This window comes from Hallerella succinigenes (assembly GCF_002797675.1).
In the GTDB taxonomy this organism is placed as follows: domain Bacteria; phylum Fibrobacterota; class Fibrobacteria; order Fibrobacterales; family Fibrobacteraceae; genus Hallerella; species Hallerella succinigenes.
On record NZ_PGEX01000001.1, the window covers coordinates 3066199 to 3079561 of the forward strand.

General features: G+C 50.0%; 15 protein-coding genes. 9 read left to right on the forward strand and 6 right to left on the reverse strand.

The features are described 5' to 3' along the window. Nucleotide 1 precedes the first annotated feature (1 nt). Genes BGX16_RS14120 through nrdR form a run of 3 tightly spaced genes read right to left on the reverse strand, consistent with a single transcriptional unit; the run spans nt 2 to nt 2062 of the window. Nucleotides 2–628, reverse strand: coding sequence for a fibrobacter succinogenes major paralogous domain-containing protein (locus tag BGX16_RS14120; RefSeq protein ID WP_100426634.1), 627 nt, complete (start codon nt 626–628; stop codon nt 2–4). Nucleotides 629–632: 4 nt separating this feature from the next. After that, nucleotides 633–1589: a class I SAM-dependent rRNA methyltransferase gene (locus tag BGX16_RS14125; protein WP_100426635.1), complete on the reverse strand. Its 957-nt coding sequence runs from the start codon at nt 1587–1589 to the stop codon at nt 633–635. Between the two features lie 2 nt (nt 1590–1591). Then, complete coding sequence (gene nrdR, locus BGX16_RS14130) at nt 1592–2062, reverse strand: transcriptional regulator NrdR (RefSeq protein ID WP_100426636.1); 471 nt, start codon at nt 2060–2062, stop codon at nt 1592–1594. A 71-nt stretch (nt 2063–2133) separates the two neighbouring features. Between nrdR and BGX16_RS14135 the strand changes: the two genes are divergently transcribed. Continuing rightward, complete coding sequence (locus BGX16_RS14135) at nt 2134–3810, forward strand: glutamine--tRNA ligase/YqeY domain fusion protein (protein ID WP_100426637.1); 1677 nt, start codon at nt 2134–2136, stop codon at nt 3808–3810. A 139-nt stretch (nt 3811–3949) separates the two neighbouring features. Here BGX16_RS14135 and BGX16_RS14140 read toward each other — a convergent pair whose 3' ends face one another. Then, the gene (locus BGX16_RS14140) at nt 3950–5287 is read right to left on the reverse strand and encodes a hypothetical protein (protein WP_100426638.1); all 1338 of its coding nucleotides are present in this window, start codon (nt 5285–5287) and stop codon (nt 3950–3952) included. Between the two features lie 113 nt (nt 5288–5400). Here BGX16_RS14140 and rsmG point away from each other — a divergent pair, with 113 nt between their 5' ends. Then, a complete protein-coding gene (gene rsmG, locus BGX16_RS14145) occupies nt 5401–6111 on the forward strand; it encodes a 16S rRNA (guanine(527)-N(7))-methyltransferase RsmG (protein WP_100426639.1) in 711 nt (236 codons plus the stop codon). A gap of 166 nt (nt 6112–6277) precedes the next feature. Then, complete coding sequence (locus tag BGX16_RS14150) at nt 6278–6652, forward strand: FISUMP domain-containing protein (RefSeq protein WP_157798080.1); 375 nt, start codon at nt 6278–6280, stop codon at nt 6650–6652. Here the strand turns inward: BGX16_RS14150 and tgt are convergent. Next, nucleotides 6649–7791, reverse strand: a complete 1143-nt coding sequence (gene tgt / locus BGX16_RS14155) for a tRNA guanosine(34) transglycosylase Tgt (RefSeq protein ID WP_100426640.1) — start codon at nt 7789–7791, stop codon at nt 6649–6651. The genes BGX16_RS14150 and tgt overlap by 4 nt on opposite strands. A gap of 124 nt (nt 7792–7915) precedes the next feature. On the opposite strand from tgt, the gene BGX16_RS14160 reads away from it, so the two are divergent. The 3 genes from BGX16_RS14160 to BGX16_RS14170 are packed head-to-tail and all read left to right on the forward strand — an operon-like array spanning nt 7916 to nt 9413. Beyond that, nucleotides 7916–8461 (forward strand): RNA polymerase sigma factor, encoded by a 546-nt coding sequence (locus BGX16_RS14160; RefSeq protein WP_100426641.1) that lies wholly within the window; start codon nt 7916–7918, stop codon nt 8459–8461. Continuing rightward, nucleotides 8454–8783 (forward strand): hypothetical protein, encoded by a 330-nt coding sequence (locus BGX16_RS14165; RefSeq protein WP_100426642.1) that lies wholly within the window; start codon nt 8454–8456, stop codon nt 8781–8783. Before BGX16_RS14160 ends, BGX16_RS14165 begins: the two co-directional genes overlap by 8 nt. A 3-nt stretch (nt 8784–8786) precedes the next feature. Beyond that, complete coding sequence (locus BGX16_RS14170; RefSeq protein ID WP_100426643.1) at nt 8787–9413, forward strand: Spy/CpxP family protein refolding chaperone; 627 nt, start codon at nt 8787–8789, stop codon at nt 9411–9413. Nucleotides 9414–9565: 152 nt separating this feature from the next. Here BGX16_RS14170 and dusA read toward each other — a convergent pair whose 3' ends face one another. Beyond that, entirely contained in the window at nt 9566–10561 is a 996-nt protein-coding gene (gene dusA, locus BGX16_RS14175) for a tRNA dihydrouridine(20/20a) synthase DusA (RefSeq protein WP_100426644.1), read from the reverse strand. A gap of 27 nt (nt 10562–10588) precedes the next feature. Between dusA and BGX16_RS14180 the strand changes: the two genes are divergently transcribed. Genes BGX16_RS14180 through BGX16_RS14190 form a run of 3 tightly spaced genes read left to right on the forward strand, consistent with a single transcriptional unit; the run spans nt 10589 to nt 13362 of the window. Continuing rightward, the gene (locus BGX16_RS14180; protein ID WP_100426645.1) at nt 10589–11482 is read left to right on the forward strand and encodes an aspartoacylase; all 894 of its coding nucleotides are present in this window, start codon (nt 10589–10591) and stop codon (nt 11480–11482) included. Further along, nucleotides 11482–12102 carry a hypothetical protein gene (locus BGX16_RS14185; protein ID WP_100426646.1) on the forward strand — a complete coding sequence of 207 codons (621 nt, stop codon included), beginning with the start codon at nt 11482–11484 and terminating at the stop codon, nt 12100–12102. The genes BGX16_RS14180 and BGX16_RS14185 overlap by 1 nt, the downstream gene beginning before the upstream one ends. Before the next feature lie 9 nt (nt 12103–12111). Continuing rightward, nucleotides 12112–13362 carry a hypothetical protein gene (locus tag BGX16_RS14190; protein ID WP_100426647.1) on the forward strand — a complete coding sequence of 417 codons (1251 nt, stop codon included), beginning with the start codon at nt 12112–12114 and terminating at the stop codon, nt 13360–13362. Nucleotide 13363 lies beyond the last annotated feature (1 nt).

Genomic DNA, 13363 nt, shown 5'->3' on the forward strand with positions numbered 1-13363 from the left:
TTTATTTGACGCAACGAACCGAAAACCCAAAGGTTTTCGGTTTTGTCATATAGGAAAATCCCATCGATTTGGAACTCATGTACCAAACGTTTGCCTCTTCGCCTTCAGCACTTGCACTCCAGAAGAAAGCGATCTTGCTCAAATTTCCATAATTGCCATCATCAAAGCGATTTCCGGCAGGCATGGCGCTGAATTTGAGAGTATCGTTGCCGTTCGTTTCGCCCGACCAACCATAATCGGTTTTCAAAAGATAGGCGACGTTGAAGTCCGCACCGGCTGCGGTCCAAAGGCTTTCAAAATCTTCGTCCGTGGGCAAGCGATATCCCGCAGGGCAAGCCTGTATTGCCGCCTCCCAAGTATAAAGCCTTCCGTAAGCCATGCAGTTGTTTTCATCTTCTGCATAGCAGTAACTGTTAGGCACATTCAAATTCAGATTGTCGGCAAACCATTCGCGGTCGGCGATTTTTACCGTACGATACTTTTGCTTGTCGCGGGAATCCGTCACTTCCGACTTTTTCAATTTTGCGACCTTGGCCGTTTTTGCCTTGCCGGACTTCGACGTTTTTGCCGCTTCGGATGTGCAGAACAAAAGAAGAACCAAACAAAGGAGAACCTGGACGGATTTCATTCGACTACCCCACTTCAATCATGACAGCAGAAAGGGCGCTTTCCTTGCGTTTGCCAGAACCCGGAAAATCCATTCCCTGTCCACGTGCCCAGGCGATTTTCGCCTGCGGGAATTGTTCTTTGACTGTCGCCAAGGTTTCTTTCGCAAGGCTTTCCGGCGTAAATGCGCTGTAATTGGTGCTCGCGAGAAAGAACGCTCCCGGAGCAAGAAGTCCTGCGACTTCGGCGACCAGGGGCTGAAAATCTGTTTTCACCGAAAAGACCTTTCCCTTGTTCCGGGAAAAACTCGGCGGATCAAGAACAACGCCATCGAATTTAAAGCCTTTGCGCAGGCACCACGCCAAATATTCTCGACTGTCGCCTTTAAAGAATTCTCCCTTCAACGGTTCAAGGCCGTTCAACCGGTAATTCTCCCTGCCCTTTTCCAAAATTTTTCCGCTGATGTCCGCATTGACCGCACGGGTCGCTCCACCGATACGGGCGTGCACCGCAAAGCTGCAGGTGTAGCTAAAAAGGTTCAGCACTTCTTTTCCCCGGGCGCGGGCTTCTACATCCAAGCGTCCATCTCGCATGTCCAAAAAGAGGCCCGGATTGACCGTATCGAGAAGGTCTACGTGAAAACGGCAATTCCCTTCGCGGACAACCGTCGAAGAGTTCGTTTCGCTGCCGAGTTCTACATGCATTTCGGGCTTTTCCAAAGATTTACCCGACGGAGAAAGGCGGAACTTGGAGACAATAAATTTCGGAGCAAAAACCTTTTTGACCGCTTTCGCGATTTCATGCTCACGGGAAAGCAGTTCCGGGCCAAAATATTGAACTTGAAAACGATCTCCGTACTGGTCGATTGCAACGCCCGGAAATCCATCGTCCGAGCCATTGACAACGCGAAAAGCATCGGTCAATTCTAAAAGAGAAGAACGCTTGGAAAAAGCTTTTTCAAGAAGGCTTTGAAAATCGTTCACGGCTACTTTTCTTTGACCGAACTGGCGACCGGCGGATCGAGCTGCATCACCTGCTTCACGAATTCGTTAACTTCCTTGAACTCGCGATAGACAGAGGCAAAGCGAACATAGGCGACGGCATCGATCTTGCGAAGCTCTTCCATCACCAAATTGCCGATTTCATCGTAGCGCACTTCCTGGCTTTCACTTGTCATCAAAGCGTTCTCGACTCGAGTCACGATTTCTTCAATGAGGCGACGGCTCACGGGGCGCTTTTTACAAGCTGCATCGATACCGGAGATAAGCTTTTCCCGCTTGAACGGTTCATGACGGCCATCCCTTTTTGTAACGGTCAACGGGACAACTTCGACATATTCGTAAGTTGTAAAACGCCTTCCGCAGGCAAGGCATTCGCGGCGACGACGGATCGAAAGACCGCTGGAGCGACTATCGACAACTTTGTCTTCTGTATGGTGGCAATAAGGACAAATCATACGCAACGAATATAGTTTTTTCGCCAAACCTTTTCTAACTTTTCAAATGAAATTCCCTTCTGGAGAACATTATGGATATCCCGGAATCTACCAACTTTATTCAAGATATCATCGTTGACGATTTGAAGACCGGAAAACGCGATCACGTTTTGACCCGTTTCCCGCCGGAACCAAACGGTTATATTCACATTGGACACGCCAAAAGCATTTGCTTGAACTTCGGCACCGCGAAAAAGTTCTGTGGCAAGACAAACCTCCGTTTTGACGATACGAACCCGACAAAGGAAGACACCGAATACGTCGATTCCATTTACAACGACGTGCATTGGCTCGGTTTCAACTGGGAAGAACCGGTGCACTATGCTAGCGACTACTATGACCAGCTTTATGATTTTGCAGAACAGCTGATCCAGCTCGGCAAGGCTTACGTCGATGACCTGTCTCCGGAAGAAATGCGCGAATACCGCGGCAATGACGCAGGTAAGCCGTCGAAGCCGTCGCCGTACCGCGATCGAAGCATCGAAGAAAACCTGGACCTTTTCCGCCGCATGAAGGCGGGTGAATTTGCCGACGGCGCAAAGACGCTCCGAGCAAAGCTCGACCTCTCAAGCCCGAACATGAACATGCGTGACCCTGCGGTCTACCGCATTAAGCATGCGACGCACCACCGCACCGGCGACAAGTGGTGCATCTACCCGATGTACGACTTTGCCCACCCGCTTTCGGACTGGATTGAAGGGATTACGCACTCGATCTGCACTCTCGAATTCGAAGCACACCGTCCGCTGTACAACTGGTTCCTCGAAACCTTGAATTTGAAAAACCGTCCGCAGCAGATTGAGTTCGCCCGCTTGAACCTCTCCTACACGGTGATGAGCAAGCGCAAGCTTTTGGAACTCGTGAAGAGTGGCCGCGTGATGGGTTGGGACGACCCGCGCATGCCGACGGTCTGCGGTTTCCGCCGCCGTGGCTACACCCCGTCTTCAATCCGTGAATTCTGCGACCGCATCGGCATTTCCAAGGCAGACAGCATGGTCGACATCAACCTGCTCTACTTCTGCATCCGCGAAGAATTGAACAGAACCGCTAGCCGCGCCATGGCCGTTCTCGATCCTATCAAGGTTGTGATCGACAACTGGGAAGACGGCAAGGTCGAAGAAGTCGATGTCGAAAACAATCCGGAAGATCCGAATGCGGGTACCCGCAAGGTTCCGTTCGGCAAGGAACTCTTCATTGAACGCGACGACTTCATGGAAAATCCGCCGAAAAAGTACTTCCGACTCAAACCGGACGGCGAAGTCCGTCTCAAAGGCGCTTACTTCGTCAAATGCGTCAGCGTGGAAAAAGACGCCGATGGGAACGTGACGACCGTTCACTGCACATACGACCCGGCCACCAAGGGAGGCGACTCTCCGGACGGACGCAAGGTCAAGGGCACGATCCACTGGGTCAACGCTTCTACCGCAGTCGATGCAGAAGTGCGTCTTTTCGATAACCTCTTTACGCTGGAAAATACGGGAGACGTTCCGGACGGAGAAGATCCCCTGAACTACCTGAACCCGGATTCCATGATCGTGAAACAGGCGAAGCTTGAACCTTCCCTTGCGAAGGCAAATTTGAACGATCGATTCCAGTTTATGCGTCAGGGCTATTTCTGCCTGGATTCTCGCGATTCCAAGCCGGAACACCTCGTCTTCAACCGAACCGTGGGACTCAAAGATTCATGGGGTAAGGCTCAAGCGAAGTAACAAGTCCTGGTTACAACTGTATACAAGAATTGTTTGGTACAAAGACTCTTTTAATTCGATATTAGATAAATTAAGTAATACCAAACACTCCCCCTTTAACTCCTTCCAAGGCTCTCCTTTCCTTGGAGGGAGTTTTTTTTTACCACATTCCATCGAATTCAAATCCAAACCGCCACAAGTGCAAATCTTGAAAGCGTTCCGAGCGCAGTTCCAAGGAACTTTTGCCGTATAATTTCGTAGAAAAAGTCATTTGCGTTTCTAGGCGCACCACCAAAGGTTTTTTCTGAGGGCCGCGCAAAATACACAGCACCGTTGCACGCACCGCCTCTTCAATCGGAATCGAAAATCCCGGACGGATTTCATACAACGTTGTCTTCAAAGAATGCCGAGGAGTAAGTCTCCATTCCGCAAAAAGGCTGTCCTTTTTGAACAAAGAAATTCCACTTTGCATCAAGAGCGTTGTCGAGAAATCTTCCCCGACAGCAGACACGCGCGTTCCCATTCCCAACGAGGCGTATTCCTGACGCCGCAGGCAGGAAATCTCTGCCACAGAGCGAGCCTTCCCCGTATCCAGCGGAACGGCAACACTCAAAAGCAGCCGAAGATTCAAGTCCCCAAGGGCTATCTGTACTGTGGAATTTCCCACAGCACGGTGCGTTTCCACAATCTTCGGCAGTCGAAAAATCCCGTGCAGCGTATCGTTCTTGTGCAGATAAGCGCGAAAGCGCAATCGCAGCGGAAGCGAATTTTTTCCTTTTTCAGACGTTCCGGAAACGTACAAGAGAGGCGTATTCCAATGCTTGGAATAAAGAACCTGCACGTCGGCGGTAGAGTTTTTTGCGCGCAGAAAGGCTCCCCGGAATCCGTCCAAAGAAAAATTTCCCATTCCGAAGAGCTGAATATTTTTCGGCGAACCGATTGCCGTATGAAATCCAGCAGTCGAATCTTCCCACGCAAAAGCGCCTACCGTCAAAGGCTTTAAGCGAACCGTGAGAATACCGCCGAGCCTTTTTTGCAACGCAACGGCACTGCCCACGTCTATCGAAGAAAGATTCCCCGCCGCAAAAGAAAAGCGCCTGCCCTTGTACTGCAAGCGCCTGTATTGCACAGTCGGACTTTGGGCGCCTTGCGATTTGAAACGGACTTCGCCAGAGATTCGCCAGAGCCCTAGCGCAAGGCGCATCTGCTGATTCCGCAGATTTCCCGCCGAATCTAAAGAAAGAGCCTCTTGAAAAGCTCCTCGAAAATTCAAACCGTCCAAACGTTCCGTCCAAGATTTTTGACAGGGTTCAAGGCCCAAAGCTTCCCATTCTGTACAAGCTTCTTCCCCGTCGCCCGCTTCGATCAGGCGCAAAAGTTCTTCCAAGTCTTCTTCGCCAATTTTGCCATCGTCATAAGCCCAAAATGCGTCTTCAACAGAAACGCTTTCCCGTTCCGCCGACCAAAGCATTCCCTGCAGAGCTAGCAGGATTCCCAAAATTATTCCAATGTCACGCCGCAATCTTTTCTCCTATCCAAAAGACATTTCCTTTATAAGACGTCCGAAATTCGGATTGGAAGAAAAAACGTTTATTTTTCTACTTTTAAAACATGCCTTCTAAATTTTCCAAACGTCCAGTCAATCAGGTTTTTCCCCTTTTCAACGGCAAGCGTACCGTTCCTTCCGTTGCAGGTTTAAAGCAACTGTTGGAATATCACGGAGTCGATCTCCAAAAGGAAACCCTTGAACAGTTGTGGGCTTACCACCAGCTTTTGCGCGAGCACAACAAGGACCAGGATCTGACCCGTCTGAACGCTTTTGAAACGATTGTAGAACGTCATTATGCGGACTGCACACTCATCAACGCCTACGTGCCGGAATGGCCAAAGCGCATGATCGACGTCGGCAGCGGCGCAGGCTTTCCGGGAATTCCGTTAAAGCTCGTGAATCCGGACATTCGCCTGACTCTTTGCGAACCGCGCCCGAACCGCATTGAATTTTTGAACCTCGTCATCCAAGAACTCGGTCTCAAAGGCATCGACGTCTTCGGCCACAAGGTGACCAGCCGCAGCCTCACTTTCCCCGTACAAGGAGTCATTAGCCGAGCCTTTGAACTGATCGAGCTTACGCTCCCGAGAATTCAGAAAGCTCTCGTTCCGGGTGGACGCGCTTACTTTATGAAGGGGCCTGCCGTCAAAGACGAACTCGCGACTCTGCATCCGGAAGATTACGGATTCAAGCTTGTTTCCAAGCATTTCTACCGCATTCCACGCAGCACGCAGGACCGCGCCCTCGTGATCTTAGAAAAAGAACAGGAATAATTTTTTCCTCCGAAGTGGATGCCGTCCTATCCTCTTCAAGTGCTATAGCATTTTCTTCAAGTGGCATTACGAGCGGATCTTTACAAGACACCGCTGCTAGTTCCAGTAGTCAGGTTAGCCTCCCTGAGGATGTGCTATGATAACTACGCAAAAAACTGCGTAAGCTATGGTCGCCTATACACATGGAGCGCGGCCATGGACAGTGCTGGCGTTTTTAGCCAGAACGCTCTTGGCTGTGGATGAAACCTTAGCGAATGCTTATGACCACTGCGCAAGCCGACTCAAATCCACATCCGGCTGGAATGGTGGCGAAGGAACCGACGATTATGGCTTTACCGCACTCGCTGCAGGCATATACATTTCATCTCTCTATGAATTTGACTTCCAAGGCTACCAGACTGCTTTTTGGAGTTCATCCAGGTTAAGTGGTGGAGCATACAAGTTTTCTTTGCTATCAGAAAACGCAACAGAAAAAGATTGTGTATACATCGTTATAAGCAATATGTACCAAGGGAACTCCGTTCGTTGCCTCAAGGATTAATCTGCGTTCCGCTGTAAAAGCGGGATCTGTTCGGCCGCCCATTCTTCAAACGTATCGTCTGCGATATGCGCCTTCGCCTGTTGCATCAGGTGAATGTAAAAGTGCAAATTGTGGATTGTCGAAAGTGTCCAGCCTAAAGGCTCCTTGGTTTTAAAGAGATGCCGCAAATAGCCGCGACTGTAATTCTTACAACAGTAGCAGTTGCACTCCGGATCCAAAGGCTTGTCAAATTCCATCGCAAACCGCTGATTCTTAAACCGCAGAACGCCGCGGCTCGTATAAGCCATTCCGTCTTGCGCATGCTTCGCCGGTAAAATGCAGTCGCACATGTCCACGCCGCGGCGGATCAGTTCCAGCAGATTCCAAGGCGTTCCGACGCCCATCACGTAACGGGCCCGGTCAGCGGGTAAAAGGTTCGTGCAGAAGTCGGCGATCTGGTACATCAGTTCCGCAGGTTCGCCGACCGAAAGGCCTCCCATGGCGTAACCGTCCGGGCAAATCTCTTTTAAGGCTTCAATGGATTTCTTTCGAAGCTCCAAATGCATGCCACCTTGAACTATTCCAAAAAAATATTGCGGATAACCAAGAATCGGCGGATTCGCATCCAGCCATTCTTTCGCTTCGCGGGTCCACTTGAGCGTATATTCAAGCGACTTGTTCGCTTCTTCCACAGTACTCGGGTAAGGCGTGCATTCGTCGAATGCCATGATGATATCAGCGCCGATTTCGCGCTGGGCCTGCATCACGCTTGCCGGAGAAAAGAAGTGTTTCGAACCGTCCAAATGACTACGGAATTCCACACCGTCCGCAGTGATTTTTCGCAGATCCTTTAAGCTCCAGACTTGGAATCCTCCGCTGTCGGTAAGCATCGGACCATTCCACCCCATAAATTTTTGAACTCCCCCGGCAGCAGCAATCGTCTTCGTGCCGGGACGCAGATACAGATGGTATGTATTCGCCAAAATGATTTCCGCTTCCATTTCACGGATGTCGCGGGAGGTGATTCCTTTGACGGTCGCTTCCGTTCCGACGGGCATAAAGATCGGAGTGGTGACGACACCGTGAGCGGTCGTGATTTTACCCAAACGCGCCTTAGATTTGGAAGAGGTCTTGAGGAGTTCAAAAGGATTCTGGTTCATTTTCGCCTACAAAATAGGCTTTATTTTGTCATTTCCAACAAAACTAGCCCAAAAATCCGCTTTTTTTTCATATTTCTTATTTTGAAAGCAACCGATCCTTTTTGAAAAGCATCCAAAGGATTGAATGAGCGAAAAAGAGATTATCAAAAAGCTCCAAAAAGGAGATTTGAGCGCCCTCAAGCGCGTCTGGGACGAGCACAGCCAGCATGTGCTGAACCTCGCCTTCCGCATGCTCTTGGACCGCGAACAGGCAGAAGACATTCTGATGGATGTCTTTGTCCAGATTTCGGAAGCGATTCAAAAATTCCGTGGAGAATCGAGCCTTTCGACGTGGCTTTACACGCTAACGAAAAACGCCTGCCTGATGAAGCTGCGCAGCGACAAGGTTCACTTGACAATCGAAACTGACCGCCATCTAGAAATAGAAGAACGCGCCATCGGACGATCCGAAAGGGCTGATGCAATCCTCGACAAGGATGCTCTCGCTTACGGTCTCTCCATTCTCACGCCCGATCAGCGCAGTCTTTTATGGCTGAAAGATGCGGAAGGTCTCGATATCAAAATCCTTTCTGAAATATACAACGCGCCGGAAGGCACGCTGAAAGCCCGACTTTCCCGTGCCCGCGCACAGGTCCGTCAGGTCCTCGATAAGGAGACTGCTTATGCGTAAAGAAATCGATTTTTCCAAGTCCCGAAGACTCAAGCCTCGCAGCGATTCCTGGGCAAAGGTCGTTGCCCGAATCGAAGCTAGACAAGAAGAAAGCCGGTTCATCTTGTTCCGCAAGCTTTCCTCTGTGGCTGTCGCAGCAAGCGTTCTGCTTGTCGCCGGCGCTTTCTTCCTCGGAATGAACACGCGTTCGATCTCTCAAGAAATTCTCGACGATTCCGATTCTTCGGTGGAATGCCTCTCTTGGTATTCTTCCCTGGGTTCCGGTGAATCCGTCAGTACCTTTGCCACCGCTGTTGACAATTACTACACAACAGGAGAATAAACCATGCAAAAAAGCTACACACTTCTTTGGATTTGCGGACTTGTCTTAGCCGCCGCTGTCGGCTTCTTTGCAAGTTCAGTCGTCTTCTGCCACAAGAATCCAGAGCCGCCTACTGCACCGGAATTTGCAAAGGACAAACCTCAAAACGAATGGCACGCCTTTAAAAAGCAACGGCACTTCAACTTTAAACACAAAATGGACAGCGCTCTCGGACTTTCCAAGGAACAGATTGCAAAGCTCGACTCCAACGGTCGCGCCTGTAATGCATTCCGACGCGAAATGAGCCGCCAGATCAGGCTTGCCGAACAAGAACTCCACACGCTCCTCAAGGCGGACATAATCAACGAAGCGGCGCTCCAGTCCACGCGCGCCAAGCTTCTCCTGTTGAATGAAAAGCGGCTCGATCAGCGCATTCAAGACGTTAAATTTTTCAAGAGCGTCTTGACCGCCGAACAGCACAAAAAGTTCAAAGATCAGCCATCCAAATTCGACCTGATGCCCCCCAAGGTCAATAGGATGGAACAAATGCAAGGAGAACATCCCAAAATGGATTACCCCAACATGGAAGGTCCGCGCATGGGTCCCCCGCCGCAGCGTGACGGTGCTCACAATTCGCCTCCGTGTGAGTAATTGTAAAGATTTTTGCAAGGAAAAAGTACCTATCCTATCCTTGTCCACCCGCCTTAAAATGTCTATATTTTAATTGTAATTGATTTCCTCCATACCCCAAACAAGCGTAGGCTCTTCGGAGACCTACGTTTGTTTTTTTACGGTTCTGAATTTTAAGGAAATCCAATTTCTTCGACAGCATCCATCGCCGTGCGAATCAAAGCGGCTCCATCCAAAGCCTTAGGGGCTCCTTCCGAAAGAATCTGGCGAAACTTTCTGCCGCCCGGAAAGCCGGTAAAGATTCCATACAAATGTTTTGTGAGAACCGAAAGTGGACATCCTTCTGCCTGCGCCTTTTGCACATAAGGCAAGAAGGCTTCGAGCAAAGCCTTGCGCGTTTGCGGTGCAAAGTCTTTCCCGCCATAGATTTCAGAATCTGCCGTGGCAAGCATCCAAGGGTTTGCGTAAACGGCACGTCCCATCATGACTCCATCGACATGCTTCAAATGTTCCTTCGCCTGGTCAATGGTTCTGATGTCCCCATTCACAGAAATATTCAACTGCGGGAAAACTTCCTTGAGCTTGTAAACGGTCTCGTAATGGATCGCCGGCTTTTCGCGATTTTCCTTGGGCGAATATCCTCGGAGCCTTGCCGTGCGAGCGTGGATGATGAACGTGTCGCATCCGGCGGAGTGGACCGTGCGAATAAAGTCTTCAAAGAATTCCCAGCCGGTGAAGTCATCGACGCCGATGCGGGTCTTGACCGTTACCGGAATCTGAACTTCCTTTTTCATCGACTGCACGCATTCTGCGACCAGATCCTTTTGCTTCATCAACATGGCGCCAAAGGAGCCGCTCTGGACACGTTCCGAAGGGCAACCGCAGTTGAGGTTCACCTCGTCAAAACCTGCGCCTTCCACGATCTTTGCACATTCCGCAAGCATTTTCGGATCGCTACCGCCGAGCTGTAACGCAACGGGATTTTCCACCGGATCGTGCTGCAAAAACCTGGGACCTGCGTGCAAAAGCGCATTCGCCACGATCATCTCCGTGTACAGCAAAACGTTCTTGGACAGGAGTCTCAAAAAGAAACGTTCGTGCCGATCGGTAAAATCGAGCATGGGAGCGACCGAAAGGCGTCTATGGAAGTTCAGGTCTTTACAAATCATGCGCCAAATTTAGTATAATAAGGATATATGAGCCAAATTAAGACTATCGTCATCGCCGGCGGAACTCACGGAAACGAACTGACTGGAGTCAAGCTTTACAGTAAATGGGCCGCCGATAACCACTATTACAAGCACGCATGCCCTTCGGCAAAAATTGAACTTGTCCACACGAACATCGAAGCGACTCAAGTTTGTCGCCGCTACGTGGATCTGGACTTGAACCGCAGTTTTGCAAACAGGCTTTTAGCCCTCGAAAATCCGAGCGCCTACGAAATTCGCCGTGCCAAGGAATTGAACGACCGCTTTGGCCCGAAAGGCGAAAATACAAAGACCGACCTCATCATCGATGTCCACAACACGACGTCAAACATGGGCGTCTGCCTGATTCTTTCCACCCGAGATCCGTTCACCATGCGCGCGAGCGCCGAACTCGTCCATGAATTTCCGAACTGCTTTATTTACTACCAGCCGGAAGAACGTGGCGAATCCCCCTATTTTGGAACGATCGCGAAAGCGGACATCTGCTTAGAAATCGGTGCACAGCCGCATGGGACTCTCGATGCAAGCCTCTTCGCTGAAACCGAAAAGATCGTTCTTCGCTACCTGGAAATGGCAGAAGAATGGAACCAGGGGATCTTGCAAAAGAAGCCGAAGAAAACCGTGGACGTCTATACGCAATACAAAGACATCGACTATCCGCGAGACAAGTTCGGCGAAATCCGTGGCATGGTCCATCCGAACCTGCAAAACGGCGATTACAAAGAAGTCAAATCGAGCGACCCGATTTTTATTTCCTTCGATGGAAAAGATATTCCAAACGAAGAAGACAAGAGCGTTTGGCCGATTTTCATCAACGAAAGCGCTTATTACGAAAAGAAGCTCGCCATGAGCCTTACCCTTAAAACCACAGAGGAATGGTAATGTCCGAAGAAAATCAGGAACTGCACTCCCCGACGACAGACGAAAAAATTTCGAGTCTTCTCGCTTTGATTGAAGAGCAGCGCAACTCCCGTTACGAATCCCACTTTGACGAAATCCTCGACGGTTTTGAAGACTTTTTGATCAGCCGTCCGGAACCTCCAAGAGAATGGCAGGAACGCTTTGACGCTTCGGGCAAAAAATTCGACTACTGGCAGATCGTGCTTCCGCAAGATTTCCAGGATCCGTTCGAAGACGACCTCGGCAATATTCGCCGTCTGCGCAATGAATTTTCGGACACAAAGCCGACGATGGCTTTGGAACACATGCTCATTTCGCGCAATTACTTCTTGTACGAAAACGGTCACGCAGCACCAGTTCCCGCTCCACAGCCGATCCTGATGCTCGAAAGCATGGACGACGAAAATTCAAAAATCGACTGGGACTGCTGCTTTACGCTCTTCGGAGATGGCAGTTTTTACGCTTACAATCTAAACCAGGATGACGAAGAAGAACTCGGTGAAGATTTCAAGAGTATTTTAAAGGATAGAATCGGCGTTCTTTCGGAATTGCGCATGATCGTTCCGGCAGAAGGTCGTGACTACGGTTTTTTGCACAGCTGAGAAGGTCGGATGAAACTCGGAATTCGGACATGGGCTTTACTCTGCGGAATGCTTCCGGCATTCGGATTTTCCGCATTTATCCAAAGTCCGATACCCCCGTCCACGTCCAAGAATTTTTTCAAGGACATGAACGGCGACAGTCAAATGGACCAGGTGGAAATCGTTTTTTTGGGGAATCTTTCCCGTGAATATCTCGATTCCACTGTCGCCCGTCTAGAACTCAACTGGAAGGATTCGAACGGGATTTCCCAGGTTCTGACTTTCCCAGGCTCCGAACTTCCGTTCAACGCTTCTAACGTGAATTCGATCGTTCTCGACCTTTCCCAAAATCCGAACCTTTACCGCAACACATCCCTCACCGAAAAATCCAAGACAGCAAAAATCGTTTTCCGCGATTCGTCCGAGTTGCCGATTTCGATGAGCGAAAAGCTCTCGCCGATTGTCGAAAGCGCTTACCTCGCTCATCACGGTTCGGGGAAGGATTCCCTGCGGGTGCGCTTTTCGGAACCGGTTTCTGAAACTTCTCCGAATGCGGACTTTTTAGAATTCAAGCATGCTGGAGACGTGCAAACCATTTCTGCCGCTCAAGTCGAATGGGATGCAGACCGTTCTTCAGTTCTGCTCATTTGGGATGCAGGTCAAGGTTTCCCCCTTCCGCGTGACAGCATCCGCGTTCTCGCCGGCATGTTGCAGGATTCCCTTTTGAACAAATCCCTGGCGACTGCTCCTTATGCAAAAATAGCCGGAGCCTATCCGTTTGAATTGCAAACAAATTCACTCGCAATGATACGGGAATCCGATACACTGGACCATGCTCCGATCTTTGAACGCGTCTTTGCCGATACTTCGGCAAAACTTCCCTCTTCCGCAGAACACGGCGTCGCCTTAAAAATCGGCGGGAAGGACTTCCGCGAATACGTTCAAGAATTTGCAAACAGCTCTACGGAAAAGGTTCTCCCGAGCGACATTTCCATTCACCTATCACTCCGCCTTTACACAACGTCCGGCGCCTACGTCACCAGTGTCACATCCGAAACTTCCTGCTCGGACTCTCACTTTTTAAACGGTAACTGCCTCGAAAATCCGCAGACCTTCTTCCTCAAATGGAACCTGATGGCGAACGACCGTTCCATCGTTGCGACCGGCGCCTACCTCGCTAAAATTTTTGCCACCATCCGTTACAAAGACAAAGTTCTCTGGAAAAGCGACAGCGGAAAGAACGCCGCGCAGATCTGGGGAGTCAAAAGGAACTTGAAATAGC

Coding starts and splice junctions, on each gene's coding strand:
- BGX16_RS14120 (WP_100426634.1), bottom strand. CDS start 628: ATGAAATCCGTCCAGGTTCTCCTTTGTTTGGTTCTTCTTTTGTTCTGC.
- nrdR (WP_100426636.1), bottom strand. CDS start 2,062: ATGATTTGTCCTTATTGCCACCATACAGAAGACAAAGTTGTCGATAGT.
- BGX16_RS14135 (WP_100426637.1), top strand. CDS start 2,134: ATGGATATCCCGGAATCTACCAACTTTATTCAAGATATCATCGTTGAC.
- rsmG (WP_100426639.1), top strand. CDS start 5,401: ATGCCTTCTAAATTTTCCAAACGTCCAGTCAATCAGGTTTTTCCCCTT.
- BGX16_RS14150 (WP_157798080.1), top strand. CDS start 6,278: ATGGTCGCCTATACACATGGAGCGCGGCCATGGACAGTGCTGGCGTTT.
- tgt (WP_100426640.1), bottom strand. CDS start 7,791: ATGAACCAGAATCCTTTTGAACTCCTCAAGACCTCTTCCAAATCTAAG.
- BGX16_RS14160 (WP_100426641.1), top strand. CDS start 7,916: ATGAGCGAAAAAGAGATTATCAAAAAGCTCCAAAAAGGAGATTTGAGC.
- BGX16_RS14165 (WP_100426642.1), top strand. CDS start 8,454: ATGCGTAAAGAAATCGATTTTTCCAAGTCCCGAAGACTCAAGCCTCGC.
- BGX16_RS14170 (WP_100426643.1), top strand. CDS start 8,787: ATGCAAAAAAGCTACACACTTCTTTGGATTTGCGGACTTGTCTTAGCC.
- dusA (WP_100426644.1), bottom strand. CDS start 10,561: ATGATTTGTAAAGACCTGAACTTCCATAGACGCCTTTCGGTCGCTCCC.
- BGX16_RS14180 (WP_100426645.1), top strand. CDS start 10,589: ATGAGCCAAATTAAGACTATCGTCATCGCCGGCGGAACTCACGGAAAC.
- BGX16_RS14185 (WP_100426646.1), top strand. CDS start 11,482: ATGTCCGAAGAAAATCAGGAACTGCACTCCCCGACGACAGACGAAAAA.
- BGX16_RS14190 (WP_100426647.1), top strand. CDS start 12,112: ATGAAACTCGGAATTCGGACATGGGCTTTACTCTGCGGAATGCTTCCG.